We start from the raw sequence: 26,524 nt of genomic DNA on the forward strand, positions 1-26,524 counted from the left end.
CATCCCCAGCGGCGGCAGACGTCGGTGCCCTCCATTAGCCTGTGTGGGTGGCCACTGCTCTGTACCGTCGTTACCGCCCGGAGTCCTTCGCCGAGGTGATCGGGCAGGACCATGTCACCACGCCTCTGCGGCGTGCTCTGCGCGCGGGCCGGATCGGTCACGCATACCTCTTCTCGGGGCCGCGGGGATGTGGCAAGACCACCTCGGCGCGCATTCTCGCGCGCTGTCTGAACTGCGCTGAGGGGCCGACGGACACCCCCTGCGGTCAGTGCGACTCCTGCCGCGACCTCGCCACCGGCGGCTCCGGCAGCCTCGACGTGGTCGAGATCGACGCCGCCAGCCACGGCGGTGTGGACGACGCCCGTGAGCTGCGTGAGCGGGCCTCGTTCGCGCCCGTGCGCGACCGCTACAAGGTGTTCATCATCGACGAGGCCCACATGGTGACCTCGGCAGGCTTCAACGCCCTGCTGAAGCTCGTCGAGGAGCCGCCGGACCACGTGAAGTTCGTCTTCGCGACGACCGAGCCGGACAAGGTGATCGGCACCATCCGCTCACGCACCCACCATTACCCCTTCCGTCTGATCCCGCCGCAGGTGCTCGCCCCCTACCTCGAGGAGGTCTGCGCGGCCGAGGGCGTGAACGTGGGCGAGGGAGTCATGCCGCTGGTGGTGCGCGCCGGCGGCGGGTCTGCCCGTGACTCCATGTCGGTGCTGGACCAGCTCATGGCCGGCGCCGCGGAGGGCGGGCTGGACATGGCCACCGCGATCGCGCTCCTCGGGTTCACCGACACCGCGTTGCTGGATACGGCGATCACCGCCGTCGCCGAGCGGGACGCCGCTGCTCTCTACGGCGCGGTCGAGCATGTCCTGGCCACCGGGCATGAACCGCGTCGCTTCGTCGAGGACCTGCTCGAGCGGATGCGTGACCTCATCGTGCTGGCAGCGGTCCCGGACCGCGGGGCCGACCTGCTGCCGCAGGTTCCGGCCGACGATCTCGAGCGCATGCGCACCCAGGCCACGCTGTTCGCCCCGGCAGATCTCTCGCAGTGCGGTGATCTGGTCCACGAGACCTTGTCCACGATGAGCGGCGCGACCTCTCCGCGGCTGCACCTCGAGCTGCTCGCGGCGCGCCTCGTGCTGCGCGCGACGAGCGGGCAGCGCTCGCCGTCCCCGCGAGGTGCCCGCGCGCGGGAGGTCGTCCCGCTCCGGCGCAGAACACCCGCGGCGCGACCGCCCAGCCCGGCGAGCGCCCCGGCACCGGCGCGGCGCCGGTGGTCGCGAGGAAGCCCGCCGGATCGCCAGGAGAGGCGGAGGCCGCACGCCAGGCTCGCGGTGGCCGACCGCAGGGTGCACGCCCGGAGCAAGTGGGCCAGCAGCCCGGCGGTCAGCCCGCCTGGAACGCTGCCCAGGTGTCCCAGGCGGCGCAGACTGCCCAGGCACCGCAGGCACCGCAGGCACCGCAGGCACCGCAGGCACCGCAGGAACCAGCGTCCTCGCAGGACCCGAATGCTGCGCCGGCACAGGCGTCCGAGCCCGCCCGACAGTACGACCGCGCAGACAGTGCGTCCGCGCAGGCTGACCGAGCGCCCGCGCAGGGTCAGTCGTCCCAGGCTTCGTGGGGGACCGCCACCGAGGATCAGCAGGCTGGGCCGGATGCGCGCGGTGCAGCGTCTGCGCCGCAGCAGCCGGCACCGGAGGTGCGCAGCGCGGCCTCCGCACCGCAGCCGCAGCAGGACGTCCCGTCGGCGTCCGAGGATCACGGCCAGCCCCAGTATCAGGACTCGGGTCAGGTTCCGGCTCCGAGTCAGACTCAGGTTCCGGCCGCTGGCGGCGTGAACCCGGACGACGTGCGCGAGCATTGGTCAGCGATCCTGGACGAGCTCTCCCAGATCCGTCGGCCGAGCTGGGCCCTGGTCTCCCAGAATGCTCACGTCCACGGCGCGCAGGGCACCACACTCGTGCTCGGGTTCCGCACCGAAGGCCTGGTCTCGGCCTTCCATCGCGGCACCGCTGCGGAGAACCTGGCCGACGCCGTGCGCCGCATCCTGCACACCGAGATCACCGTCGACGCGGTCGTGGGCGAGGACCCCGGCCCCGGCGGTGGATCCGGTGGCGGCGGCGGATCGGGTGCGCCCGGCCCCAGCGGCGGATCGCGCCCCGGTCCCGGAGCGTCACAGGCCGGTTCCGGGAACCAGGGCGGGCAGGCCCCGGGGACGGCGCAGGGCCAGTCCGGGCCGCCCGTTCAGCAGGCTCCGCAGGGCGGGCCGCGCCAGGGCGCAGGTCCCGGTGGAGGTCCCGGGGGTGCTCCTCGGTGGGGAGATGCGGTGACGCCGACGGGCTCAGCGCCTCCTGCGTCGGCTCCGTCTGCGGCAGTGCCGTCAGCGATGCCTGCCACTCCTGCCACGGCGTCCGCGCCGTCCGCACCGGCCTCGGCGCCCTCAGCCTCCACTCCGGCATGGCCTGAAGCGGCCTCCGTCAACGGGCCGGGGTCTGCCAGCGGTGGCGCCTCCGCGAGCGCAGCGCCGGCGTCCGCTTCCTCGGCATCCCCCTCCGGGCAGGAGGCTCCGCAGGCCTCCGTCGGCCAGCGTGCGGCGGACCGCGCGATGCAGGCCGCTGCGCGGGCCTCCCAGAATCGCGCGTCGCAGCCCGGTGTGCCCGACCGCGTGGAGGATTTTGCCCCGGAGCCCGACGACCCGTACCCGCCGGATCCCGAGGACGGCTACGGCCAGACGCAGCCCGTCCCGCAGGTCGCGGACAGCACGCCGCCGTCCGGACACCTCGATCGGTGGTCCGACGCACTGGCTCCCCAGACGGGGGCCGCGCCGGCAGCACCCGGGCGACAAGGTCAGGCTCCCTCTGCTGGGCCGGATGGGAACGCCGGAGCGTCGCAGACGTCGGATGGGAACGCCGGTGCGTTGCAGACCTCGGGCGAGATCCCGGAGGTCGAGGACGCCGGGCGGGATTCCCTGCCGCCGGAGGAGCCGCGCACCTACGGGCAGAACGCTCTGCGGCGCGCGATCGCCGAAGGTCGCGTGGTCCGTTCGATCCCCGCGCGCGGCATCACGACGACGCAGGATCCGGCCCCGGCGCAGGCCCTGCCGTCGGGCCACGATGAGCCATCGGACCACACTGAGGAGTCGTCCCCGTCTGCCCCGTCGGCGACCGCCGCACCGCCGCAGGAGCCCGCGCAGAACTCAGCTGCTCCGCAGGGGTCGGCGTCTGCGCGGGCGGCGGCATCCTGGGGTGCTCCGTCGGCCGCATCCGCCGCACCGACGCCCGCAGGCAGCTCCTCGCCCCCCGCGGGGTCCCCGTCCGCCCCGGAGCCCGCACGCAGCGGCGCAGCGCTCGTGCGCGAAGCAGCGCACGCCTCCCGCAGCGCCGGTCTGCGCACGGGACGCGGCACGGAGCCGGAGCCGGTGGAGTCGGATCCGACGGGCGGCGCCACCCGGGATGACGACGACGCCGTCGTCGCGACCCGCAACGGCCGCGAAGTGATCGAGTCCGTGCTCGGCGGCAAGGTCCTCGAGGTCATCGACGAGACCGAGCGGTACTGACGCGCGGTGCGATACGGACCTGCGGTGCGGTACTGACCCGCGGTGCGATACGGACCCGCGGTGCGGTACTGACCCGCGGTGCGATACGGACACGCGGTGCGGTACGGACGCGCAGCGAGGTGCGGACGTGTGGTGCAGCACCGACGAGCCGCATTGAGCAGCACTGAGAGCACTGTGCCGACCACTACGGGCCGACGCCTGAGAGCAATGCCCCGCTGTCCACGGCCGGGCGCGTCAGCCTCGACCGGCGGGACTCAGACCTCGCGCGGCTCGAGCAGGGAGAACAGGTCGGTGCGCAGCGTCGCCGGGTTGATGTCCGGCATCGGAGGCGTTACGTAGAACTCCCAGAACGGGTAGGTCATCTGCTCCTCGGACTCACCGACCTCCTCGGTGAACGCGCCCCAGCTCTCGGCCAGACCGCCGTAACCCCCGATGTGGCTGCGCCAGGCGATGCGCCCGCCCGGGAGCACGGAGGGCACGACCTCGTAGCCGCTGGGCAGCTCGAGCGTCTCCGTCAGCGGGGTGTCGACGGGGAACCCGACCTCGAGATCCGCCGTGGAGACGGGCGCGCGATGGTGCAGCGAGAACGCCGGACCGGAGGGGTGGATGCCCACCTCCTCCAGCGCGGTGATCAGGTGCGAGAACACCCCATCCATCAGGGCCGGCATCTCGTACATCGGGAAGTCCCGCTGGCTGACCACGGCAGTCGGAATCTCCGGAGCCATGCTCACCTTGCATTCGGTGATCGGCTCCTGGGCGTCATAGGGGGGTGGCAACGCCGTCATCGTGCAGATCCTGTTCGAAGTCGAGAACGGGCCGTGCACGGTGCGACGACCCGGCTCGACGGTACCCGTCGGATCCCCCGGTGACCAGCGGTGACCACCCCCGGGATGTCTGCGGTCACCCCGTGATGAGCGCGGTCACCGCGTCGGCTCAGGGAGCGGGGTCGCGGTGCACGCCGGCGGTGTCCAGCGCGAGCTCGCAGAACATTGAGTTCGACCAGGAGAACCACTCGCGGGTGAAGATCGACGGGTCATCGACATGGACGCCCTCGTGCATCATCCCGGTGCCGCCGTCGGTGCGGATCAGCAGCTCGAGGGTTCGCAGACGCTCGGCGTCGTCGGTGCCGGTGAGAGCCTCGATGTTCTTGCCGATCGGCCACACGTGGTCCTTCGGCGTGTGCGGGGAACCCACCCCTTCGAGGTACAGACCCGCGTAGTAGTACGGGTTCTGCCGGGACAGCACCGCGGCGCGGGTGGCGAGGTAGACGGGGTCGTCCGCCGGCACGCAGTCGAGGTAGGGCAGGCCGAGCAGGCTGGGCACGTTCGCATCGTCGAGGAACACGTGCTGGCCGCGGCCGTCGACCTCGTACGCCCAGATCCGCCTCCCCTCGGGGCCGTCGATCAGGCCGTGCTCCTGCAGCGCCGCACGGATCTCCGCGGAGAGCCGACGGGCCTCGGCGGCGTCCTCCTGCTCCCCGGCGACCTCGGCGAGCAGCTCGCCCAGCCGGTCCAGGGAGAGCGCGAGGAAGTGGTTGCCGGGAATGTTGTAGCCCAGCTCGCAGGCGTCGTCACTGGGGCGGAACCCTGCCCAGACCAGGCCGTTGGGCTCGGTGAGGGAACCGCGGCCGTCCCGCTCCAGCGTGTCCTGCGCCGGGCAGTCGCTGCGGCGGAAGTAGTAGGTCGAGCGGTCCTCGTGATGCTGCTCGGTGCGCACCGTCTCCAGGATCGTGCGCGCCGCGGTCACGAACTTCTCGTCCGCCCAGGAGGTGTCACCGGTGGCCTTCCAGACCCGCCAGGCGAGATCGGGCCCGTAGGAGAGGGAGTCGAGCTCGAACTTCCGCTCCCAGGCCCAAGGGTTGTCGCGGTCGGTGTCGTCGATGTCCCAGTGCGAGGAGTCCTCGGTGCGGTTGAACGCGTTGGCATAGGGATCGATGACGATGTACTGCCAGTGCCGGCGCAGCAGGCCCGTCAGCAGCCCCACCAGCACGGCGCGATCCTCGTCGGAGCCGATCCCGGCGACGACCAGGCGCAGCAGGGGAGTGAGCTGGGCGGCGGAGTCCCGCAGCCACATCGCCGGGATGTCGCCCGTGATCACGAAGGTGGTCCCGTCCTCCTCGACGCTGACCGTGGTCTCGGCGGTGTTGCGCAGATAGGCGACCACGCGTCGGGCGATCTCCTCGCGCTGGGGCGAGTCGTCGAGACCGCTCAGCACGCGCTCGTGCACGGCGTCGAGCAGGGTGGCAGGCAGCTGGACCATGGGGCTCCTCATCGAAGGTCGGGCTGTTCATGACCAGGCTATCCGGATATGTCATGGCGATGGACATATTCGTCGAGGGATGGACCACGGGACGCGGCACGGCGACATGCCGTGGCCGGGGGCGCCCTGCCGTGACGTGCGCGGAGGCACGTCACCGTCGGCGCCCGGCGCCCGGAGCGGCGACTACAGTGGGGGCGTGTACGAAGGCATCGTCCAGGACCTCATCGACGAGCTCGGCAAGCTGCCGGGCATCGGCCCCAAGTCGGCTCAGCGCATCGCGTTCCATCTGCTGGACGCCGACGACGCGGCCGTGCGCCGTCTTGCCGAGGTGCTGGTGACCGTCAAGGACACCGTGCGCTTCTGCGAGATCTGCGGGAACGTCTCCGCGGAGGAGACCTGCCGCATCTGCACCGATCCGCGCCGCACCGACGAGGTGATCTGCGTGGTCGAGGAGTCCAAGGACATCGTGGCGATCGAGAAGATCCGCGAGTTCAAGGGTCGCTATCACGTGCTCGGCGGCGCCATCGATCCCATCGGCGGCGTTGGCCCCAACGACCTGCGCATCACCCAGCTCATGAGCCGTCTGGGCTCCGGGGAGACCACCGAGGTGATCCTCGCGCTGGATCCCAACATCGAGGGCGAGGCCACCTCCGCGTACCTCTCGCGGCTGCTGGGACCCCTCGAGCTGTCCGTCACCCGCCTCGCCTCCGGCCTCCCGGTGGGCGGCGACCTCGACTATGCCGACGAGATGACCTTGGGCCGCGCTTTCCTCGGCCGACGCACCGTGTGAGACCCCACCTGGAGCCTCGATGACCTCCCCGCACTCTCGGGCGCTGCCGCCGCTGACGAACCTGCCGGCCCCGCGGGTGCTGCCGCGGGAGTCACCCAGCCTGGTCCCGCCGGACGCGATCATGGTCGAGTCCAAGGGCCTGCTGCGACGGCGCCTGCTGCGGCGCTCCTGGGCGCCGGGGCTGGTGATCCTGGGGCTCTGGTACGCCTTGTTGGGCCTGTACGTCCTCGGCGCGTCCCCGACGTTCTGGTTCCTCTCCGCCCTGGTCGCGCTGGGGGAGCCGACCTATCTGCGCGCCGCGACCGTCCAGCTGGGGTTCTCCCGCAGCGGTCTCGCGACGGCGTTCGGGCTGCTCCCGCTCGCCGGGACCGTGCTGAGCCTCGCCATGATGCAGCTGGCGCCCAGTGCGATCGCGGGGATGGACCCGCGTCGACACCTCAGCGAACGCGGCTTCCAGCGGGAGGTCGCCACCCGCATCACGGCCATCCTGCTCGCGCCGCCGCTCCTCGTGCTCCTCGCGCTGCCGCTGAGCGTCGTCCTGGGGCTGAAGCAGCCATGGAGCGCCTTGGGCGCCGGTCCGCTGATGGCGCTCACGCTCGGGGCCGGCGCGATCATGCTGGCCTGGGTCCTCGTGCGCCGCACCCTCGCCGTCCCGACGCTGCTCGGAGTGCCCGACGCCGGCGAGGTGGAGACTGCCGGACGCCTGGATCGTGATCCCGCCGTGCGCCTCGCGGCCGCGAAGAAGGTGCTCGCCCAGGACCGTCGGCACCTGCCGCCGAATCCCGGCACCGCCGCGCGGTCCGGGGCCTTCAGCCCCCGCGGTCTGCTGACCGCTCTCGTGCGGATCGCCCGTGCCTGTCTGGTCTGGGTGGCGCCGACGGCGGTGGGGCTGGGCTGGCTCCTGTTCGGGACGGCCGACGCGATCAACACCTTCGGCGGCATGCTCGAGACGAACCTGGTGGAGATCCGCTCGGCGCTGCGCTGGCCGGTCCTCGCCGTCGGCCTTCCTCTGCTGGGGTTGGTCGCTGTGGGGCTGGCGTTCGTGCCGGGCCTCGCGGTGCTCGCCGCCGAGGGGCAGCGGGCAGAGGTCGTCGACCAGCGCACCTATGCCACCTGGCCCGAGCGCGCTCGGGTGAACCCCTGGGAAGCGCGGGTCGTGACGCTGACCGGCGTGTTCAGCGCCGTGCTCGGACTGCTCGGTCTTCTCACCGGCACCGTGCTGCTGGTGTTGCTGGGTGAGACGACGCCGCTGGTGTGGTCCGGGCTGGTCGCGATCGCTCTGGTGCTCGTGCCGCTGCTCGGTGTCGGTGCGACCGCCGCGATGCGCACCGGCCTGCGCGACGTGCTCTACGGACCGGCCGGCGACTACACCCGGCGCGAGACCCCGTATGCGCTGATCGCCCCGGACATCGGCACCCGCACCCAGCGCGGACAGGACCCCGCCGTGCGGGCCGAGATGCGCCGCCGCCTGCAGGCCGAGGGTGCCGCCCAGGGCGTGGCGCTCCTGGACGTCGATGTCGCGGGGGAGCGGCTCTGGATGGACGACTCTGCCCCCGGGACGACGGACACTGCGGTGCGCGAGGCGGATCTCGGTCGGGGGCGCCTGCCGGATTTCGGCGGCGAGGGCTCGCCCTTCACCCGCGGGGCCGACGGGGCCGGCGGGTCTGGCGGCTACGGCGCCGGTGGCTACCGGGCCGGTGACGACGCCTACTTCGACGGCGCACGCTCGGACGGTTCGCGCGCCGACGAGTCGCACCGGCACCCCATCCCCGATTCGATCACGGGCCTGCGCGAGCCCTGAACGCGCGCGGCGGAGCGAGGGGTCCCTCAGGCGATCCGGGTGCCCTTGCCGAGCCGTCTGATCGGCACCGCCACGCGCAGCACCGCCACCGCGAGCGAGGCGAGAGCGAGGAGACCCCACGCGGCCACGCCCATCGGCCACACCGGGAACGACGTCGGGTGGCCGAGATCCGTCGGATAGCCCTCGTCCTGCGGACTGCAGTAGTTGTGGTCCGCAGGGTGCGGCGGGCTGGCGGCCTCCCGCATCCCCGTCTTCAGCAGCACCAGGGCATCGAGGTGGTCGGAGTCGTCGATGTTCTCGAGAGACGAGTCCGGGCGCGGACTCGGCGCGGTCTCGGCCAGCATCACCACGGGATTGGGCCACAGCACCGGCTGGGAGAGATCCATCCGGAAGACCTCCTGGGTCTCGGTGTGCGCGGTGCAGACGCCGCTGTCCATATCGCTCTCGTAGTCCGTGTACTCGGTGTAGTACGTCGTGACCTCCTTCTCCTGATGCAGGAACACCATCGAGGTGCCCCACAGGATCGGGCCGACGACGGTCACGCCGAACACCAGCACGTAGGCCAGCACCACCGATCCCAGCTGACGCTGCGTGAGCGCGGACAGGCCGAGCCCGATCGCGGTCACGCAGAACGTCAGGAAGCAGATCATCAGCACCACCCGCACGACGTAGAGCACGCTGATGTCCCCCAGGAACGCGAGGGGCAGGGCCGACGGCATCGCGAGCACCAGGAAGGCGAGGCCGGTGAGCAGTCCCGCGAACAGTTTGCCGAGCACGATCTCGAGCGGGCTGAGCAGGCTCGCCTGCAGCGTGGCCAGCGTGCCCGCGCTGCGGTCCCCGTTGATCGATCCGGCCGACAGCGCAGGCGTGACCAGCAGCATCGCGAACAGCACGAGCAGCATCTGCAGGCTGAACATGACCCGCGCGACGGGGGCGACCGCGCCCCATTCCGAGGTGTAGAGAGCCGGTGCCAGGGCCAGCAGGCCGATACCCAGCAGCACCACCGTCCATACCCCGAGCGCGACATACCAGCGCACGGAGCGGATCCGCTGGCGCAGCTCGAGCGACGTCATCAGCCACAGACCGCGCGGACGCAGGGAGAACGTTCCGTTCCTCATCAGAGAGCTCCTTCGCGGGTGGCGGCGTCCGACGCGAGGTAAGCGGCCTCGAGCCGTCCGGTGGCAGGGCCGAACGCGACGACGGCGGCATCCTTCGCGGTGAGGTCGCGCAGCAGACGCACGGCGGTGCCCTCGTCGGGCAGGTCCACCACGGCCTCGGCGTGACCGCTGGTGGTGCGGTCGGGACCGACGACCCCGTGATGGCGCACGCCGAGATCGCCGAGCACCCGGTGCAGCACGGACGGGTCGAGCGACTGGACCTTCCAGGCGCGAGGCCGGGCGGCGAGATCGCGCACGCTGCTGGAGTCGACGACATGGCCGTGGTCGACGAAGACGACGTGATCGGCCATCTCCTCGAGCTCGGTGAGGATGTGGCTGGAGACGAGCACGGTCGCGCCGTGCTCGGCGACCTGCCGCACCACGGTCAGCAGCCGGCGCCGGGAGGCCGGGTCCAGGCCCGAGGCGGGCTCGTCGAGAATCAGCACCTGCGGCCCGTGCACGAGGGCACGGGCGAGACCGAGACGCTGCTTCTGCCCGCGCGAGAGCACGTGCGCCGGCTGCTGCGCCAGCGGCTCGAGATCCATCAGCGTCAGCAGCTCCTGGACCCGCGAGCGGATCTGGGCCGACGGCATGAAGTATGCGCGTCCCATCACCTCGAGCACCTCGGAGACGCGCAGCGAGTCCCAGGCCCCGAACTGGTCCGGCATCCACCCCACCATGGCGCGCACGGCGGCGGAGTCCTGCGAGGGATCGACACCGCCCACCAGCACGCGGCCCGACTCCGGTGCGAGCAGCGAGGCGAGCATCAGCATCAGCGTGGACTTGCCGGAGCCGTTCGGACCCACCAGCGCGGTCACCGCTCCTCGCGGGGCGGTGAACGACAGATCGTGCACGGCGCGGACCGTGCCGAAGGAGCGGCTGACGTGCTCGCACACGATGCCCGGAGCCTCGGCCGCTGCACGGTGGCTGGAGGAGGCGTCGGCTGTTGCGCCGGGATCGGAGGCGGCGTCGGCCGCTGCACGGAGGCCGGAGGCGGCGTCGGCTGTCCCGCGGAGACCGGAGGCGGTGTCGGCCGCTGCGTCGGGGTCGGAGGACCCGTCGGCTGTCCCACGGCGGCCGACGGACCCGTCGGCCGCTGCACCGGGGCCGAAGGACCCCTCGCCGGCTGGTTGCTGCTGCGCGTCGTAGGCGTAGCCGTTCCGACCCGAATCCCCCTGGGGTTCCCGGCCGGGATCGTCGGCCGGGGCTGTGTTCTGCGTCATGCGCTCAGATTCTCACGGTGCGACCAGCGATGACAGCGGCGCACCGGGCGCGTTCCGCAGACGAATGGTGCGGAAGGTGTGAAGGTGACGTGGTCTGCGTGGCCTGCGTGGCCTGCGTGGCCTGCGTGGCCTGCTGAGCCTGCTGGACCGTGCGGGGCCTGCTGGGCCTGCTGGGCCTGCTGGGCCTGCTGGGCCTGCTGGGCCTGCTGGGCCTGCTGGGCCTGCTGGGCCTGCTGGACCCGCGGGGCGTGCGGGGCCTGCTGGGGTCGCGGGGCGTGCTGCGGACGGGGACGGGGACGGCGAGTACGGACGGCAGTGAGGACGGTGACGGGAGCGGACGTGTGGCCGGGTCGGGAGCCGCCGCGTCGTCGCTCTGAAGGCCCCCTCTGAGCCGGGTGTAGCGTGAAACACATGCTTGTCATCGGGAACAGGGGAATCACACTCGTCGTCGGCGTCATCATGGCGGCGACGGTGCTCATCGCGTTCAGTTCGCTCGTCTCCGGCAACGACAAGGTGATCGTCACCCTCCTCGGGGTGTTCCTCGCCATGGGCACGGCGCAGCTGCTGAAGGAGCGCCTGCGTCGTCAGGCCGCTCCTCGCGAGCATTCTGTCGAGGATCGCGACGAGACCGACTCGGCCGAGTAGCCGGAGGGGCAGTCAGACGGGCGGCCAGCCGACGAGCCAGGGCGGCCGCGCTCGCCTCGATCCGGCCGGCCCTCGACCACCGCACTCGCCTCCCCCGTCGGCCCTCGCTCACCGTACTTGCCCACCGCGTAGGCCCTCGCGGTCTTCGCCCAACGCACTCGCCCACCGTGTCGGCCCGACGCCGTCATGCGGGGCGGGAACCACCGATGTCATACGGGGCGAGACCCGTCGCTGACATGCGAGGGGCTTGCCGTTGACATGGGAGGGGGCTGTCGTTGCCATGCTGGGTGGGACCCGCCGCTGACGGCGAGCCCCACCCGAAGCATGGTCAGAGCAGAGGGCTCACTCGGCCATGGCCTTGTTGCCCTCCTCCTGGGCCTGCGGAATGCCCTCTTCCGCGGTCAGCCGACCGATGAAGACCTCCTGGAAGATCGGGATCGCGGCCTCGAGGCCCGCGTTGGCGCGAGAGCCGGTGTCCGCTTCGGCCGCGTTCTTCGCGGCCTCGACGAAAACGCTCACGTCGATGCCCTTGTCGTCCCAGAAATCGAGGAACGCCTGCTGAGCATCGACGTGACCGGGGAAGGAGACGCCCTTCTCGGCCAGCGGCATCTGACCATCCACGCTGCCCAGCCAGGTCAGCAGGGCGGCGATGCCCTCCTGCTGGTCGTCGTCGGCCTTCGCATTGCCCACGGCCACCACGCCGTGCACGAGCGACTTGGGGCCCTCGGGGCCCGCGACCGGCGCCGCGAGCGCCCACTCGAACGAGTCGCCCACGCCGTCGGCGATCGCAGCGAGGTTGTACGGGCCGGACTGGAACAGGCCGAGCTTGCCCTGCGTGAACAGATCGCGGGTGAAGTCGCCGTTCTCGTTGGTATCCGAGGCGCTCGGAGCGATGTTCTCGGTATTGATGAGGTCGGCCATGTACTGGAACGCCTCGATGCCCTCGGACGAGGCGAAGGTGTACTCATCCTCCTCCTGCCAGTCCGCTCCGTTGGCGGCCAGCATCGGGCCGATGATCGCCTGGCGGTCAGCCTGCGAGTTGAAGCCGAACTGGGTGCGGGAATCGGCATCGAAGCCGTCGTCCCCCGGATGCTTGCCGTCGCCGTCGACCGTCAGGGCCCTGCCGGCATCGCGCAGGGAATCGGTCTCGGCGGTGGGATCGAAGCTCAGGGCCGACGGGTCCACGTCCGCCTCCTCGACGAGACCCTTGTGGTAGAACAGCGCGATCGAGTCCCAGATCTGCGGCACACCCCACAGGCCGCCGTCGCGGGTGTACAGATCCACGACGCTCTTCTCCCACTGGGAGGCACCGTCAGGAATGATCTCGTTGATGTCCAGCAGGTCCTCGGAATCCTTGTACAGGATGTAGTTGGCGGAGTTCATCCAGTAGACGTCGGCCGCATCGCCGCTGGCCACGTCCAAGGGCAGTCGAGTCCAGTAGTCACCCCAGGGCACCACGTCGATCTTCACGTCCCAGCCGCTGTCCGCCGTGAACGCCTTGAAGGACTCCTCGTAGGCGGGCACCGCATTCTCGTCCCACAGACGGAAGGTCAGCGAGCCCTTCGAACCATCGCTGGTCCCGTCGCCACCGCCGTCATCGCTCGACGGGGAGCAGGCGGCAGCCGTGGTGAGCAGGCCGGCGGCGGCGAACGACGACAGGAGAGTGCGACGCTTCAACATGGGGTGTCCTTCCGAGGAGGGTTTTCCTCATTATCGTCCGCCGGGTTCGAATACGGGGAATGTCGTCACAGGGTGGGGCGAATATGTCCCCCGATGGCGCCGGGCGGGTCGGGCGGGCCGGGTTGGACGGGCTGGGCGGGCTGGGCGGACTGGGCGTGTTGGACGAACCAGCCGCGCCGCGTGCGTCGAGAGGGTTGGACGGGCCAGATGGACTGGCTGGTCTGGGCGGACCAGCCGCGCCGGGCAGGTCGAGTGAGCCGGGCGGGCCAGTTGCGCCGGGCAGGTCGAGTGGGCCGGGCGGACGGTGAAGCCACGAGTTTCGTGCGCCCACGACCGATCGTGTGGTCAGCATCGGTTGTGATGTCTCAGGACTTCGGTGACAGTTCTGTATCAGGACATCGGTGACAGTTGATGTCTCAGGACATCGGTGACGGTTCGGGGTTCTTCGGTGGCCGGCCTCGGCGTTTGCCGCTCCGTTGACCCGTGTGCTTGGAGGCGTATCGGATGCCGAGCGGGGGCCAAGCGTGCTCGGCCAGGATCTCGCCGTGAAGGTCGACGAACGTGACGCTGGCCTGTTCGACGAGGACGTGCACTTCCTGCTGGGCATGAGGGTAGGAGACCTGGAACGCGACGCCGTGGAGGGTGATCGTGCCGTTGTTGTTCACCACCCGTGTTCGTTCACCGGTCTGGATGACCCGCTCCCGGGGGAGCTTCCGGGAACGCTTCTTGCTGTCCCCGACGGACTCGATGATCAGGCTGGGCTCCACGACAGGCCGGGGAGACGGTGCCGGCTCAGTCGCGTCCCAGGCTTGGCGTGGTGTGATCCGTCCGGGAAGTCCCTGGTGAGGGCGTTGCTCGTTATAGATGACGTCGAACTCGTCGACCTGTGCTTGGAGCTCTTCGATGCTTCCCGCGATGGGCTGCTTGTCCAGCCAGCGGAACAAGGTCTGGTGGAATCGTTCGTTCTTGCCCTGCGTGGTCGGCTTGTAGGGCTTCCCGGTGATCGCCTCGACTCCCAGCGCGGTCACGTGGATGACGAGCTGGCCCTTCATCCCACGGCGCGTGGGGTTCAGCGCGGCTCCGTTGTCGGTGAGCAGACGCTGTGGAGTTCCGCAACGCGCGGTGCCCTTGTTGAACACCGCGATCGCTGCTTCAGCGGTCTCGCTGCCCGCCACGTGAGAGGCGACCGCGAGGCGCGAATGATCGTCCTGGAGCTGGAAGATCACGCAGGTCCGGCCGTTGGTGAGGACGTACTGGGTCGCATCCAGCTGCCAGCACGCGTTCGGTGCCGGATAGACGAACCGCCGCCAGGACGCGCGAGGCCGCTTCCTCGGCTCCAGTCGAGCCACGCCTCGTTCGCGGAAGATCCGTGCCAGGGCCGCGATCGATGGCGCTTCAAGTCCCATCGCTTTCATCCGGTCGTGGACGCTGATCGGACCGTGATCCAGCCCAGACGCTTCGAGTGCGGCGCGGACCTGAACAGCCTGGTCCTTGACCTCTTCATCGAGCTGGCCCGGGGAGGTATGTGGTCGTTTGGTGCGGGGCTCGAGCACGGCCGCGGGCCCATCGACGCGGGCGCGAGCACGGAGGACGTAGAACGTCTTGCGCGAGATGCCGTGCTCGACGCAGAACGTGCTCACCGACCCACGCGGCGCGTCATCAGGCCACCGCGAGATGGCCAGGCGGACAGTGGGATCGACGGGCTCGTTTCTGCTCACCGCCCATTTTTACCGGCGAAGTGTCACCACCAAGAGCCACGGAAGTGTCACCGATGTCCTGATACAGAACTGTCACCGATGTCCTGCGACATAACAGTGGTCAGCATCGGTCGTGGGGGTGCAAAACTCGGCGCGCCACCTGCTTGGCGGGGGCAGGGGCGGGGCGGGTTTCGCATCCGCTGGTCGGGGCCGTGCCCTGCGTGTCAGGGTGAGTTGAGACCAGTGGTTCATAGCAAGTCCGCCTTCGCAGGGCGAGATCAGGAACGACCCCGATGAGCATCTCGACTCTCTCCACGCTGCCGTCGTCGACCCGCGATGATGGGTCCATGAGCAGTTCGCATCCCCGCGCCGATGGTCCGCGCCGTCGCCGGTTCACGCCCGAGCAGAAGCTCGCCCACCTGGCCGCCTACGAGGAGGCCTGCGAGCAGCAGCAAGGCGGTGCCTACCTGCGCCGCGAGGGCCTGTATTCCTCGTTGATCACCGAGTGGCGGCGGCTGCGCGATGCCGGCGTGCTGCAGGGCAAACAGCCCGGGCAGGCGATCGGCCGGCCCAGCAAGGAGCAGGCCGAGATCGCCCGGTTGCGGCGCGAGCTGGAGACGACCCAGCAGCGCCTGGATCGCACCGAGACCGCGCTGGAGATCATGGGAAAAGCACGCGCGCTCTTGGAGGACATCTCCGAGAGCGCGGATACCGAGACCAAGCGCAACAAGCGCTGATGAACGCCTACACCGACCTCACCGTCCAGGGGACACCCACCCGGGCCGCGTCGGTCTTGACCGGCATCTCGCGGGCGACAGCCAGTCGCCGGCAGCAGCGCCCGGGGCCACCCGTGCCGCGGGAGGTGGTGCCGGCCAACCGGCTCTCGCGCACCGAACGGGCGAGGGTGCTTGCGGTGCTGACCAGCGACGAGTTCGTCGATGCCACCCCGATACAGATCTTCGCCGAGTTGCTGGACCGTGGGATCTACCTGTGCTCGGTCTCCACGATGTATCGGGTACTGCGGGAGAACACCCTGGTCACAGAGCGTCGCAGGCAGGCCAGGCATCCGGCGAGGGCGATCCCCGAGCTGGTCGCCACGGCACCTGGGCAGGTCTATTCCTGGGACATCACCAAGCTGCCTGGCCCGGTCCGGGGCGTCTACTACGACGCCTACGTGATGATCGATATCTACTCCCGCTACCTCGTCGGCGTCCACGTCCACGCCCGCGAGTCCGGGCCCCTGGCCGAGGAGATGATGCGCGAGGTGTTCGCCATCCACGGCATCCCCGAGGTGGTCCACGCCGACCGCGGCACCTCGATGACCTCGAAGACCGTCGCGACGCTGCTCGCCGATCTGGAGGTCACCCGCTCGCACTCGCGCCCGAAGGTCTCCAACGACAACCCCTACTCCGAGGCCTGGTTCAAGACGCTGAAGTACGCCCCGGTCTTCCCCGACCGATTCGGCTCTCTCAGCGATGCCAGGGCGTTCATGGACGCGTTCCGCGACCGCTACAACCACGAGCACCACCACGGCGGTCTGGGCCTGCACACGCCGGCGGAGGTTCACTACGGCCTCGCCGCCGCGAAGGCCGCCGACCGCGCCGACGTCCTCAACACCGCCCGGAACGCCCACCCCGAACGGTTCAGCACCCCAACTGCCGTCCCGAAGATCCTCACGCTGCCCGACGCAGCCTGGATCAACAAGCCCGCCAACCACGACGACCAGCAGGCCTACCAGACCGCCGCCTGACTCCCACTGGCCTCATTCACCTTGACAAATTCCGGTGCTGCGTGGGGGCAGCTCACGCCTGCGACGTCGTGTCCGGCCGCGTGCAGGGGGGGGGGGCGCGTGCAAATGTCGCCTGGGGACCTATGTGGGCTGCTGACATGGGTCCCCAGGCGACATTTGTCGGGGACACGTCGGGGGCAGGGCCGGGGGCGGGAACAGGGCCGGGGCCGGAGTGCGGGAGGGCGCCGGAGGGGTGGCTCCGCTCAGCGCATCGTCGTGTCGCCCACCGAGTTCGTGATCTGCTTCTGGAACACGATCATGAGGATCACCAGGGGCAGCATCGCGAGGGTGGTGCCCGCCATGACCAGCGTCCAGTTGTTGTTGTACTGCGATTGCAGCGCTGAGGTCGCCACGGTGATCACGCGCCACTCGGGCCCGGAGGTGATCACCATCGGCCACATGAAGTTGTTCCAGTGCGTGACCACCGTGATCAGCACCAGCGTGACGATGATCGGCCGGTTCAGCGGCACGACCAGGTGCCAGAGCAGGCGCAGGGTGCCGGCACCGTCGATGCGCATCGCGTCCATCAGCTCGGTGGGCACCCCGCGGAAGTTCTCCCGCAGCAGGAAGATCGCGTAGGGGGAGCCGAGCACGAACGGAAGGATCAGCGCCCAGAAGGTGTTGCGCAGACCTACCTCGCTCATCATCAGATACAGCGGCACCACGACGACCACCTGAGGCACCATCAGCGTGGCGACGTACACCCAGAACAGCAGGTCACGCCCAGGGAAACGGAGTTGGGCGAAGGCATAGGCGGCGAGCACCGAGAACACCATCTGCCCCACCAGGATGACGGCGACCACCTGCACGGTGACCGCCACCGGAGTCACGAAGCCGTCCGCCGAGGTGAACAGGGACACGAAGTTCTCCAGTGCCGGCGGGGAGGGGATCGAGAGCGGACCCTCCTGCGCGAACTGCTGGGAGCGGGTGAAGGCCGTCAGCACGGAGAAGAGGAACGGGCCCAGCGTGAGCACGGCGGCGACGGCGAGCACCACGTACGTGCCGGCGTAGCCCGCCAGGGCACGCATCTGCATCGAGCCGGAGCCGCGGCGTCGGCGGGGAGCTGGTCGATGGGACGCTGCGGGGGAGCGGCCGACGTTGGCCTGCGCCGGGGGCGCCGTGGAGACGTCGGCGCCACCGGATCGGACGGGGCCGGAGGGACCGTTGGCCCCGTTGGCCCCGTTGGCCCCGTTCTCCCCGGCAGCCCCATTGGGTTGGTGGGACCCGTCGGCCCCGTCGGGGCGATCGGCCCCGTGAGCCCCGTGGGGCTGGGTGCGGTGCTGCATCGTCTGCCTCCCCTCAGCTCATGTCGTAGGTGATGCGGCGGGCGAAATAGCGCTGCTGGATCAGCGTGATGATCACCAGCAGCACGAACAGGATGACCGCGACGGCGCTCGCCCGGCCCAGGCTCGAGGACGTGAACGCCTCGTGGTAGACCAGCGACGCGATCACCTCGGTGCGGTGCTGGGGGCCTCCGCCGGTGAGCGCATAGACCATGTCGAACACCTGGAAGCTCGCGACCACCTGCGTGACGGCCAGGAAGAACGTGGTGGGCCGCAGCAGCGGGATGGTCATATAGCGCATGGTCGGCCAGGGGCCCGCGCCGTCGATCCGCGCCGCCTCGTAGATCGAGCCGGGGATCCGGGACAGGCCGGCCTGGAAGAACAGCGAGATGTAGCCGACGTTCTGCCAGATCGCCACGAAGGCCACGGCGGGCAGCGCGAGGCTCGGATCGGTGAGCCACTCGATGCGCACCCCGAGGATCTGGTTCAGCGCGCCGACCGACGGCTGGAAGATCCACTTCCACACCACGCCCAGCGCGAGCGGCGCGCACACCCACGGGACCACCACGATCACCCGCACGATCGCCGATCCCGGCAGCGCCCGCACCAGCTGGGAGGCGAGGGCCAGACCGAGCGCGATCGAGACCGGCACGGAGATCAGCGTGAACAGCGCCGTGACCACGAGCGAGTTGATCAGCGCCCCGTCGGCCAGCAGAGAGGCGTAGTTGTCCAGGCCGATGAAGTCCCGCGTGCCCAGCAGATCCCAGCGGAACAGCGAGACCACGAAGGCGAGCAGCACCGGCAGGATCAGGAAGGCGGTCACCCCGATCAGGCTGGGCGCGATCAGCAGCCATCCCAGGAGCGGCCGACGGGCGTTCATCGGGCCTCCCCTCGATGCAGAAACTGGCGACGATTCACCAGGTCACGGTATAGCAGGCGGCGAGGATTCGGCAGGATCAGGTGCAGGTGGGCCGGCAGGCTCGGGAATGCACCCGCCGGCAGAATCCCGCACCCGTCGGCCGACGGCGGAGCTTCCACATGATCCGAACGGCGCAGCTTCCAGGTGATCCGATCGGACCCTCTACCGAGCGCCCGAGCGCCCGAGCGCCCGAGCGCCCGAGCGCCCGGTCGGCCGACTGCCGCCGCGGCGGATCGGCGGTGGTGTCACGTCGGCGGCGCGGCGCTCCATTACGCTCGGCACATGAGCTCAGCGACGGAATCCGCAGGCGCCGACGCGCCGGTCACCGACCCCCACGCCAGCATCTACGACCACGGCTTCGTGCGGGTCGCGGCGGTGACCCTCCCGGTCGCGCTCGCCGACCCCGCCACGAACGCCGAGCGTCACCTCGAGCAGCTGCGCGACCTGCACGAGCAGCAGGTCGGGCTGGCCGTGTTCCCCGAGCTGTCGCTGACCGGGTACTCGCTGGAGGACCTCGTGCTGCAGGAGCCTCTGCTGGACGCCGCCGAGCAGGCGGTGGCCACCCTCGTCGAGGCGAGCCGTGAGCTCCTGCCGATCATCGTGGTCGGCGCTCCGCTGCGGGCCCGCGACCGCTCCCGGATCTTCAACTGCGCCGTCGTCATCCACCGCGGCGAGATCCTCGGCATCTCGCCGAAGCAGAACCTGCCCACCTACCGTGAGTTCTACGAGCGCCGCTGGTTCGCTCCCGGGGACGACGCCGCCGACGTGCTGGTGCGCATCGACGGCGACGAGCACCTGCTCACCCCGCACGCGATCATCACGGTCGACGACGTCCCGGGCCTGAAGCTGTACGTCGAGATCTGCGAGGACATGTGGGTGCCGGTGCCGCCGTCGGCCGAGGCCGCGCTCGCCGGCGCGACCGTCGTCGCGAACCTGTCCGGCTCGCCGATCACCGTCGGCCGGGCGGAGGAGAGGAAACTGCTCGCGCGCTCCGCGTCGGCCCGCTGCCAGGCCGCGTACGTCTACGCCGCCGCCGGCGAGGGGGAGTCGACGACCGACCTCGCCTGGGACGGCCAGACCTTCGTGTACGAGTGCGGGAACCTGCTGGGGGAGTCCGAGCGCTTCCCACAGGGCCCGCGCGCCACGATCGTGGACGTGGACCTCGACCGGGTCGTCGCCGAGCGGCGCCGCCAGAGCACGTTCGACGACAATCGCCGCACTCACGCCGACGCGCTCGCGAAGTTCGAGGGATGGCACGAGGCGCACCTGTTCGGCCCGTTCGAGGACGACGAGCCCCCGACGCCGCACCCGGCAACCGGTCCGCTGCGCCGGCCGCTGCACCGCTTCCCCTTCGTGCCCGACGATCCCGCGCGCCTCGCGCAGGACAGCTACGAGGCCTTCTCCATCCAGGTCGCGGGCCTGGTGCGTCGGCTGAAGGCGATCGGCGGGGACACGCCCGGCGGCACGCGGCCGGTCATCGGTGTCTCGGGCGGCCTGGATTCCACCCATGCGCTGATCGTGTGCGCCCGGGCGATGGACCTGCTGGGCCGCGACCGCTCCGAGATCCTCGCCTACACGATGCCCGGTTTCGCGACCACCGAGCACACCCGTTCGAACGCCGAGCTGCTCTCCGAGGCGATCGGGGCGAGCTTCGAGACGATCGACATCCGCCCCGCCTCCACCCAGATGCTGAGCGACATGGGTCACCCGGCCGGCAGCGGCGAGGAGGTCTATGACGTGACCTTCGAGAACGTCCAGGCCGGCATGCGCTATGACTACCTGTTCCGCCTGGCCAACCACCACGGCGGCATCGTCGTGGGCACCGGCGACCTCTCCGAGCTGGCCCTGGGCTGGTGCACCTACGGCGTGGGCGACCAGATGTCGCACTACGGCGTGAACGCCGGCGTGCCCAAGACCCTCATCCAGCATCTGATCCGCTGGGTCATCGCCGAGGGCCTGTTCGATGAGGCGACCGGGCATCTGCTGCAGGCCGTGCTCGACACCGAGATCTCCCCGGAGCTGATCCCCACCAAACAGGGGGAGAAGGCGCAGTCCACCGAGGACTCGATCGGGCCCTACGCGCTGCACGACTTCACGCTCTATCACCAGCTGCGCCGCGGCTACGGCCCCGCCAAGATCGCCTACCTCGCCCATCAGGCCTGGGGCGACCTCGAGGCCGGCGAGTGGCCCGCCGGATACGTCGACGGCGACAAGCGCGCCTACACCCGCGCCGAGATCAAGCACTGGCTGACCGTGTTCACCCGCCGCTTCTTCTCCAACCAGTTCAAGCGCTCCGCCGCCCCGAACGCCCCGAAGGTGCTGGCCGGCGGCTCGCTGTCCCCCCGCGGCGATTGGCGGATGCCCTCGGACGCGACGTCGAAGGCCTGGATCGCCGAGCTCGAGGTCGAGGTGCCGGGAGACTGATCCGCCGGCGTATGCCACCGCTCGCTGTGTCGAGTTTTGTGGCCTGAGGACCGATGCCAGCTCGGGCATCGGTGTGATGTCTCAGGACTTCGGTGACAGTTCTGTATCAGGACATCGGTGACAGTTGATGTCTCAGGACATCGGTGACGGTTCGGGGTTCTTCGGTGGCCGGCCTCGGCGTTTGCCGCTCCGTTGACCCGTGTGCTTGGAGGCGTATCGGATGCCGAGCGGGGGCCAAGCGTGCTCGGCCAGGATCTCGCCGTGAAGGTCGACGAACGTGACGCTGGCCTGTTCGACGAGGACGTGCACTTCCTGCTGGGCATGAGGGTAGGAGACCTGGAACGCGACGCCGTGGAGGGTGATCGTGCCGTTGTTGTTCACCACCCGTGTTCGTTCACCGGTCTGGATGACCCGCTCCCGGGGGAGCTTCCGGGAACGCTTCTTGCTGTCCCCGACGGACTCGATGATCAGGCTGGGCTCCACGACAGGCCGGGGAGACGGTGCCGGCTCAGTCGCGTCCCAGGCTTGGCGTGGTGTGATCCGTCCGGGAAGTCCCTGGTGAGGGCGTTGCTCGTTATAGATGACGTCGAACTCGTCGACCTGTGCTTGGAGCTCTTCGATGCTTCCCGCGATGGGCTGCTTGTCCAGCCAGCGGAACAAGGTCTGGTGGAATCGTTCGTTCTTGCCCTGCGTGGTCGGCTTGTAGGGCTTCCCGGTGATCGCCTCGACTCCCAGCGCGGTCACGTGGATGACGAGCTGGCCCTTCATCCCACGGCGCGTGGGGTTCAGCGCGGCTCCGTTGTCGGTGAGCAGACGCTGTGGAGTTCCGCAACGCGCGGTGCCCTTGTTGAACACCGCGATCGCTGCTTCAGCGGTCTCGCTGCCCGCCACGTGAGAGGCGACCGCGAGGCGCGAATGATCGTCCTGGAGCTGGAAGATCACGCAGGTCCGGCCGTTGGTGAGGACGTACTGGGTCGCATCCAGCTGCCAGCACGCGTTCGGTGCCGGATAGACGAACCGCCGCCAGGACGCGCGAGGCCGCTTCCTCGGCTCCAGTCGAGCCACGCCTCGTTCGCGGAAGATCCGTGCCAGGGCCGCGATCGATGGCGCTTCAAGTCCCATCGCTTTCATCCGGTCGTGGACGCTGATCGGACCGTGATCCAGCCCAGACGCTTCGAGTGCGGCGCGGACCTGAACAGCCTGGTCCTTGACCTCTTCATCGAGCTGGCCCGGGGAGGTATGTGGTCGTTTGGTGCGGGGCTCGAGCACGGCCGCGGGCCCATCGACGCGGGCGCGAGCACGGAGGACGTAGAACGTCTTGCGCGAGATGCCGTGCTCGACGCAGAACGTGCTCACCGACCCACGCGGCGCGTCATCAGGCCACCGCGAGATGGCCAGGCGGACAGTGGGATCGACGGGCTCGTTTCTGCTCACCGCCCATTTTTACCGGCGAAGTGTCACCACCAAGAGCCACGGAAGTGTCACCGATGTCCTGATACAGAACTGTCACCGATGTCCTGCGACATAACACAGCTCGGGCATCGGTCCTCAGGCCACAAAACTCGTGGTGCTCGGTGCGGGGTGCGGGGTGCGGGGTGCGGGGTGCCGACGGGGTGCGGAGTGCGGACGGGGTGCGTCGGCCCGTGGCGCCTCCGGCGCGTCGGCGCCTCTCGCCGCCCGGAACCTGTGCGTCGGCTCGTCGGCACCGCTCGTGACCTGCTGCCCTGCTGATCCACCGACCCACCGACCTGCTGATCCACCGACCCACCGACACACCGACCTGCCGACCCACCGGCCCGCCTACCCACCGACCTGCTCGGCCCTACTTGACCGCGCCCATCGACAGGCCGCGCACGAGCTGCTTCTGCGCGATCCAGCCGGCCAGCACCACGGGCAGCGAGGCCAGCACCGAGGCGGCGGACAGCCGCGCCAGGAACAGGCCCTCCGAGGTCATGGTGGACATGAGGAAGATCGGCACGGTCGCGGCATTCGCGGCCGTGAGGTTCAGGGCGAAGAAGAACTCGTTCCACGCGAAGATCACGCAGATCAGCGCGGTGGCGGCCACGCCCGGCGCGACCATCGGCAGCAGCACCGTGCGCATCGTGCGCATCAGCGAGGCCCCGTCGATCGACGCCGCCTCGAGCACCTCCCCGGGCACCTCGAGGAAGAACGAGCGCATCATCCACACGGCGATTGGCAGGTTCATCGCCGTGTACAGCACGATCAGCGTGAGGATGTTGTCGAGCATGCGGATCTGCCCGGCGATCACGTAGATCGGCATGATCACGGCGACCACCGGCAGCATCTTCGTGGAGATGAAGAAGAAAAGGAAGTCCTGGGTGCGTTTGACCGGTCTGATGCTCACCGCATAGGCGGCGGGCACAGCTAGGATCAGCACCAGCAGCGTCGAGCAGACCGTCGCGATCACCGAGTTCAGCAGGTACGAGCCGGCCCCGGAGGAGCCGATGATCGAGGCGTACTGGTCCAGCGTAGGCGTGAAGAAGAAGGTGGGCGGGTTCGAGGCCGCCTGGCTCTCCTGCTTGAAGCTGGTCAGCACCATCCACGCCACCGGGGCGAAGAAGATCAGCCCGGCCGCCCAGGCCAGCACGGTGAGCAGGTGGCCGGTCGCCGTGCCGCGGGAGCGGCGCGGGCGGAGGGGCGCGGCCGGAGGCGTGACGCGCACGGCGTCGGCGGTCGTGGCACTCATGACTGCTCCTTGCTGTTGATGCTGGTGAAGATCAGGCGCAGCGCGAAGGTGGCGATCACGATCGTGGCGATCACGGTGATCACGCCCATCGCGGCCGACTGCCCGATGTCGAAGCCGAGGAACGCGCGCTGATAGATGTAGAACGGCAGGTTGGCGCTGGCCGTGCCGGGCCCGCCCGCGGTCATCAGGTAGATCTGATCGAAGGTGTTGACCACGTAGATCGCGCCCAGGAGCACCGACAGCTCCAGGTAAAACCGCAGGTGGGGGAGCGTGATGTGCACGAAGGTCTTCAGCGGTCCGGCCCCGTCCATCGAGGCGGCCTCGAGCACGTCACCGGTCTGGGACTGCAGGCCCGCCAGGAGCAGCAGCATCATGAAGGGCGTCCACTGCCACACCAGCGCGATGATGATCGAGACCATCGGGAACTGGCTGGTCCAGTCCACCGGCGAGATGCCGACGGTGCCGATCAGCCAGTTGACCAGGCCGTACGTGGGGTCGAACATCGAGATCGACCAGAGCATCGCACCGGCCACCGGCATGATGAGGAACGGCGTGATGAGCAGTGTGCGGATGAAGCCGCGGCCCACGAACTTCCGGTCCAGCAGCAGGGCGAGCCCGAGGCCGAGCAGCAACGAGACGACCACGCAGCCCAGGGTGAACAGGATCGAGTTCAGCGCCGCGCTGCGGAACGTGGAGTCGACGAAGATGTCGAGGTAGTTGCGCAGACCCACGAACTTCTCGCCCTCGGGGCGCAGCAGGTTGCGTGAGCGCAGCGAGTACCAGATGGTCAGCAGGAACGGGATCTGGGTGCAGACGACCACGAAGAGGAACGCGGGCATCAGCGGGAGCCGACGGCGCCAGGCCTCGGCCTTCGAGTACTCGCCGTGCGGCGGGCGGGTGTCGGACCCGTCCGAAGGTGGGGCGGGCGGGGCGTCGGCTCCGCGGCCGACGGGCGTGTCCGTGGCGGTGCTCATCGGGTCTTCTCCTGCCCTTCGTCGCTCAGATCGTCGCTCAGATCGTCGCTCAGATCGTCGCTCAGGGGTCGTCGGCCGGAAGCGGGCGTCGCTCAGCCCTCCCATCCGTAGGTGCGGGCCACGGATTCGGCGAATCCCTGGGACTGCTCGAGCGCCTCGTCGACGCTCTTCTGGCCGGCGATCGCGGCGGAGAACTGCTGGCCCACGCGGGTGCCGAGGTCCTGGAACTCCGGGACCACCACGTTCTGGAGGCCGTCATAGGGCACCTCCTGCGTCATCGAGTTCTCCTGGGTCGCGTTCTCCATCGAGTCGAGCGTGGGCTCGGCGTAGTTCTCGGAGAGCTCGGCGTACTCGGGGATCTCGTAGGTCGACAGCCGCGAACCCGGCGGCAGCGCCTCCCAGCCGAGCTCCTCGCCCACCAGCTGGAAGTAGTCCGGGTGGGTCATCCAGGCGATGAACTCCCAGGCCGCGTCCTTCTTCTGGCTGGTCTCAGGGATCGCCAGCGACCAGGCGTACAGCCAGCCGGCGTACGGCGTCTCGAGCGTCGGCCCCAGGGCGTAGCCCGTCTTGCCGACCACCGTGGAGGACGAGGGGTTCTCCACGCCCGAGACCATCGAGGAGGCGTCGAACCACATCGCGGCGTTGCCCTGGCTGAACTGCGTGAGGCATTCGCCGAAGCCGGAGGTCGCGGCGCCCGGCTGCCCGTAGGAGCGCAGCGTGTCCACGTACATCGACACCGCGTCGTGCACTTCGGGGGAGTCCAGGCTCGGGGCCCACTCCATGTCGAACCAGCAGCCGCCGAAGGTGTTGATGACGGTGCTCATCGGGGCCAGGTTCTCGCCCCAGCCGGCCAGGCCGCGCAGCGCAATGCCGGACATCCCGCCCTCGGGGTCGTGCAGGGTCGAGGCGAAGGAGCGCAGGTCGTCCCAGCTGGGATGCGCCGGCATCTCCAGACCCGCCTCCTCGAACAGGTCCTCCCGATACACCAGGAACGCGCTCTCGCCGTAGAAGGGCACGGAGTACATCGATCCGTCCACCGTGAGCGCGTCCTTGATGGTGGGCACGAAGTCGTCAGGCTGGTAGCCGTCGGTCTTCGCGATGTAGGGCTCGAGGTCGGTGAGCCAGCCGTTGGGCGCCCACAGCGGGGTCTCATAGTTGGAGATCATCACGACGTCGAACTCGCCGCCGCCGGACGCCACGGATGCCGTGATCTTCGCCCGGGCCTCGTTCTCCGGGAGCGACACGAAGCGGACGTCGATGTCGGGGTGCTGCTCGGTGAAGTGGTCGATCAGGCTGATCGCGTCCTGCATCTGCGGGTTCGACACGATGGCGACGACGATCGATTCGCGGTCGCCGGAGCCGGAGCCGGAGCCGGATCCGGATCCGGAGCCGCAGGCGGCCAGCCCGGCGCTGGCGAGTCCGGCGGTCAGGCCGGCGCCGAGCACGGAGCGCCGGCTCGGAGAGATCGTGCCGGGTGGGCGGGACGCGCGCGGTGAGCGGGGCGTGCGGGGTGGCTGGGGAGGGCGGGAAGTGCGGGGCGGGCGGGGACGTCCCATGCGAAGTTCTCCTCTGAACGGCGTGGGGCCCGGCAGGTCCGTCGCGGAGGAACGGCGAGGGTCCCGC

At 69.8% G+C, this 26,524-nt stretch carries 18 protein-coding genes and 2 pseudogenes; 8 read left to right on the top strand and 12 right to left on the bottom strand.

Annotation, left to right across the window (positions count from 1 at the left end; genetic code table 11):
• Nucleotides 1-47: 47 nt before the first annotated feature.
• Nucleotides 48-1,835 (top strand): DNA polymerase III subunit gamma and tau, encoded by a 1,788-nt coding sequence (locus CIK81_RS14745; protein WP_114355849.1) that lies wholly within the window; start codon nucleotides 48-50, stop codon nucleotides 1,833-1,835.
• Nucleotides 1,832-3,553: a hypothetical protein gene (locus tag CIK81_RS18230; RefSeq protein WP_158542057.1), complete on the top strand. Its 1,722-nt coding sequence runs from the start codon at nucleotides 1,832-1,834 to the stop codon at nucleotides 3,551-3,553. The genes CIK81_RS14745 and CIK81_RS18230 overlap by 4 nt, the downstream gene beginning before the upstream one ends.
• A 254-nt stretch (nucleotides 3,554-3,807) precedes the next feature.
• Here CIK81_RS18230 and CIK81_RS14760 read toward each other — a convergent pair whose 3' ends face one another.
• Nucleotides 3,808-4,338, bottom strand: coding sequence for a transcriptional regulator (locus CIK81_RS14760; protein WP_096166435.1), 531 nt, complete (start codon nucleotides 4,336-4,338; stop codon nucleotides 3,808-3,810).
• Between the two features lie 148 nt (nucleotides 4,339-4,486).
• Nucleotides 4,487-5,812, bottom strand: a complete 1,326-nt coding sequence (locus CIK81_RS14765) for a glycoside hydrolase family 125 protein (RefSeq protein ID WP_096166434.1) — start codon at nucleotides 5,810-5,812, stop codon at nucleotides 4,487-4,489.
• Nucleotides 5,813-6,008: 196 nt separating this feature from the next.
• On the opposite strand from CIK81_RS14765, the gene recR reads away from it, so the two are divergent.
• Nucleotides 6,009-6,602 carry a recombination mediator RecR gene (recR, locus tag CIK81_RS14770; protein WP_096166433.1) on the top strand — a complete coding sequence of 198 codons (594 nt, stop codon included), beginning with the start codon at nucleotides 6,009-6,011 and terminating at the stop codon, nucleotides 6,600-6,602.
• 19 nt (nucleotides 6,603-6,621) lie between these two features.
• Nucleotides 6,622-8,403 carry a hypothetical protein gene (locus CIK81_RS14775; protein ID WP_096196245.1) on the top strand — a complete coding sequence of 594 codons (1,782 nt, stop codon included), beginning with the start codon at nucleotides 6,622-6,624 and terminating at the stop codon, nucleotides 8,401-8,403.
• Nucleotides 8,404-8,429: 26 nt separating this feature from the next.
• Here CIK81_RS14775 and CIK81_RS14780 read toward each other — a convergent pair whose 3' ends face one another.
• Both CIK81_RS14780 and CIK81_RS14785 read right to left on the bottom strand, forming a co-directional pair.
• A complete protein-coding gene (locus CIK81_RS14780; protein ID WP_096166431.1) occupies nucleotides 8,430-9,521 on the bottom strand; it encodes an ABC transporter permease in 1,092 nt (363 codons plus the stop codon).
• Nucleotides 9,521-10,783 (bottom strand): ABC transporter ATP-binding protein, encoded by a 1,263-nt coding sequence (locus CIK81_RS14785; protein ID WP_096166430.1) that lies wholly within the window; start codon nucleotides 10,781-10,783, stop codon nucleotides 9,521-9,523. Before CIK81_RS14785 ends, CIK81_RS14780 begins: the two co-directional genes overlap by 1 nt.
• A gap of 149 nt (nucleotides 10,784-10,932) precedes the next feature.
• Here CIK81_RS14785 and CIK81_RS14790 point away from each other — a divergent pair, with 149 nt between their 5' ends.
• Both CIK81_RS14790 and CIK81_RS14795 read left to right on the top strand, forming a co-directional pair.
• Complete coding sequence (locus CIK81_RS14790) at nucleotides 10,933-11,160, top strand: hypothetical protein (protein ID WP_096166429.1); 228 nt, start codon at nucleotides 10,933-10,935, stop codon at nucleotides 11,158-11,160.
• Nucleotides 11,161-11,194: 34 nt separating this feature from the next.
• Entirely contained in the window at nucleotides 11,195-11,428 is a 234-nt protein-coding gene (locus tag CIK81_RS14795; RefSeq protein WP_096166428.1) for a hypothetical protein, read from the top strand.
• Between the two features lie 342 nt (nucleotides 11,429-11,770).
• Here CIK81_RS14795 and CIK81_RS14800 read toward each other — a convergent pair whose 3' ends face one another.
• Nucleotides 11,771-13,108, bottom strand: coding sequence for an extracellular solute-binding protein (locus CIK81_RS14800; RefSeq protein ID WP_096166427.1), 1,338 nt, complete (start codon nucleotides 13,106-13,108; stop codon nucleotides 11,771-11,773).
• 390 nt (nucleotides 13,109-13,498) lie between these two features.
• A pseudogene (locus tag CIK81_RS14805) lies at nucleotides 13,499-14,748 on the bottom strand (integrase core domain-containing protein).
• 350 nt (nucleotides 14,749-15,098) lie between these two features.
• On the opposite strand from CIK81_RS14805, the gene CIK81_RS14810 reads away from it, so the two are divergent.
• Nucleotides 15,099-16,555 (top strand): IS3 family transposase gene (locus tag CIK81_RS14810; protein WP_241964154.1). Its coding sequence is split into 2 segments (ribosomal slippage): nucleotides 15,099-15,477 and nucleotides 15,477-16,555, totalling 1,458 coding nucleotides; the frame shifts between segments, so codons are not numbered across the junction.
• Between the two features lie 242 nt (nucleotides 16,556-16,797).
• Here the strand turns inward: CIK81_RS14810 and CIK81_RS14815 are convergent.
• Together CIK81_RS14815 and CIK81_RS14825 are read right to left on the bottom strand one after the other, a co-directional pair.
• Complete coding sequence (locus CIK81_RS14815; RefSeq protein ID WP_275542214.1) at nucleotides 16,798-17,880, bottom strand: carbohydrate ABC transporter permease; 1,083 nt, start codon at nucleotides 17,878-17,880, stop codon at nucleotides 16,798-16,800.
• Between the two features lie 13 nt (nucleotides 17,881-17,893).
• Nucleotides 17,894-18,757, bottom strand: coding sequence for a carbohydrate ABC transporter permease (locus tag CIK81_RS14825; RefSeq protein ID WP_096166907.1), 864 nt, complete (start codon nucleotides 18,755-18,757; stop codon nucleotides 17,894-17,896).
• Between the two features lie 321 nt (nucleotides 18,758-19,078).
• On the opposite strand from CIK81_RS14825, the gene CIK81_RS14830 reads away from it, so the two are divergent.
• The gene (locus tag CIK81_RS14830) at nucleotides 19,079-21,220 is read left to right on the top strand and encodes an NAD(+) synthase (protein ID WP_096166908.1); all 2,142 of its coding nucleotides are present in this window, start codon (nucleotides 19,079-19,081) and stop codon (nucleotides 21,218-21,220) included.
• Nucleotides 21,221-21,326: 106 nt separating this feature from the next.
• On the opposite strand, the pseudogene CIK81_RS14835 reads toward CIK81_RS14830, so the two are convergent.
• The 4 genes and pseudogenes from CIK81_RS14835 to CIK81_RS14850 all read right to left on the bottom strand — a co-directional run bounded on the left by CIK81_RS14835 (nucleotide 21,327) and on the right by CIK81_RS14850 (nucleotide 26,457).
• A pseudogene (locus CIK81_RS14835) lies at nucleotides 21,327-22,576 on the bottom strand (integrase core domain-containing protein).
• Between the two features lie 466 nt (nucleotides 22,577-23,042).
• Nucleotides 23,043-23,927: a carbohydrate ABC transporter permease gene (locus CIK81_RS14840; protein WP_096166820.1), complete on the bottom strand. Its 885-nt coding sequence runs from the start codon at nucleotides 23,925-23,927 to the stop codon at nucleotides 23,043-23,045.
• On the bottom strand, nucleotides 23,924-24,901 hold the full coding sequence (locus CIK81_RS14845) for a carbohydrate ABC transporter permease (RefSeq protein WP_096166819.1): 978 nt from the start codon (nucleotides 24,899-24,901) through the stop codon (nucleotides 23,924-23,926). The genes CIK81_RS14840 and CIK81_RS14845 overlap by 4 nt, the downstream gene beginning before the upstream one ends.
• A gap of 92 nt (nucleotides 24,902-24,993) precedes the next feature.
• Entirely contained in the window at nucleotides 24,994-26,457 is a 1,464-nt protein-coding gene (locus CIK81_RS14850) for a sugar ABC transporter substrate-binding protein (RefSeq protein ID WP_114306084.1), read from the bottom strand.
• Nucleotides 26,458-26,524 lie beyond the last annotated feature (67 nt).

Source organism: Brachybacterium sp. JB7, assembly GCF_003335205.1.
Lineage (GTDB): Bacteria > Actinomycetota > Actinomycetes > Actinomycetales > Dermabacteraceae > Brachybacterium > Brachybacterium alimentarium.

Coding starts and splice junctions, on each gene's coding strand:
- CIK81_RS14765 (WP_096166434.1), bottom strand. CDS start 5,812: ATGGTCCAGCTGCCTGCCACCCTGCTCGACGCCGTGCACGAGCGCGTG.
- CIK81_RS14795 (WP_096166428.1), top strand. CDS start 11,195: ATGCTTGTCATCGGGAACAGGGGAATCACACTCGTCGTCGGCGTCATC.
- CIK81_RS14760 (WP_096166435.1), bottom strand. CDS start 4,338: ATGACGGCGTTGCCACCCCCCTATGACGCCCAGGAGCCGATCACCGAA.
- CIK81_RS14815 (WP_275542214.1), bottom strand. CDS start 17,880: ATGCAGCACCGCACCCAGCCCCACGGGGCTCACGGGGCCGATCGCCCC.
- CIK81_RS14775 (WP_096196245.1), top strand. CDS start 6,622: ATGACCTCCCCGCACTCTCGGGCGCTGCCGCCGCTGACGAACCTGCCG.
- CIK81_RS14845 (WP_096166819.1), bottom strand. CDS start 24,901: ATGAGCACCGCCACGGACACGCCCGTCGGCCGCGGAGCCGACGCCCCG.
- CIK81_RS14800 (WP_096166427.1), bottom strand. CDS start 13,108: ATGTTGAAGCGTCGCACTCTCCTGTCGTCGTTCGCCGCCGCCGGCCTG.
- CIK81_RS14780 (WP_096166431.1), bottom strand. CDS start 9,521: ATGAGGAACGGAACGTTCTCCCTGCGTCCGCGCGGTCTGTGGCTGATG.
- CIK81_RS14840 (WP_096166820.1), bottom strand. CDS start 23,927: ATGAGTGCCACGACCGCCGACGCCGTGCGCGTCACGCCTCCGGCCGCG.
- CIK81_RS14850 (WP_114306084.1), bottom strand. CDS start 26,457: ATGGGACGTCCCCGCCCGCCCCGCACTTCCCGCCCTCCCCAGCCACCC.
- CIK81_RS14830 (WP_096166908.1), top strand. CDS start 19,079: ATGAGCTCAGCGACGGAATCCGCAGGCGCCGACGCGCCGGTCACCGAC.
- CIK81_RS14785 (WP_096166430.1), bottom strand. CDS start 10,783: ATGACGCAGAACACAGCCCCGGCCGACGATCCCGGCCGGGAACCCCAG.
- CIK81_RS14825 (WP_096166907.1), bottom strand. CDS start 18,757: ATGAACGCCCGTCGGCCGCTCCTGGGATGGCTGCTGATCGCGCCCAGC.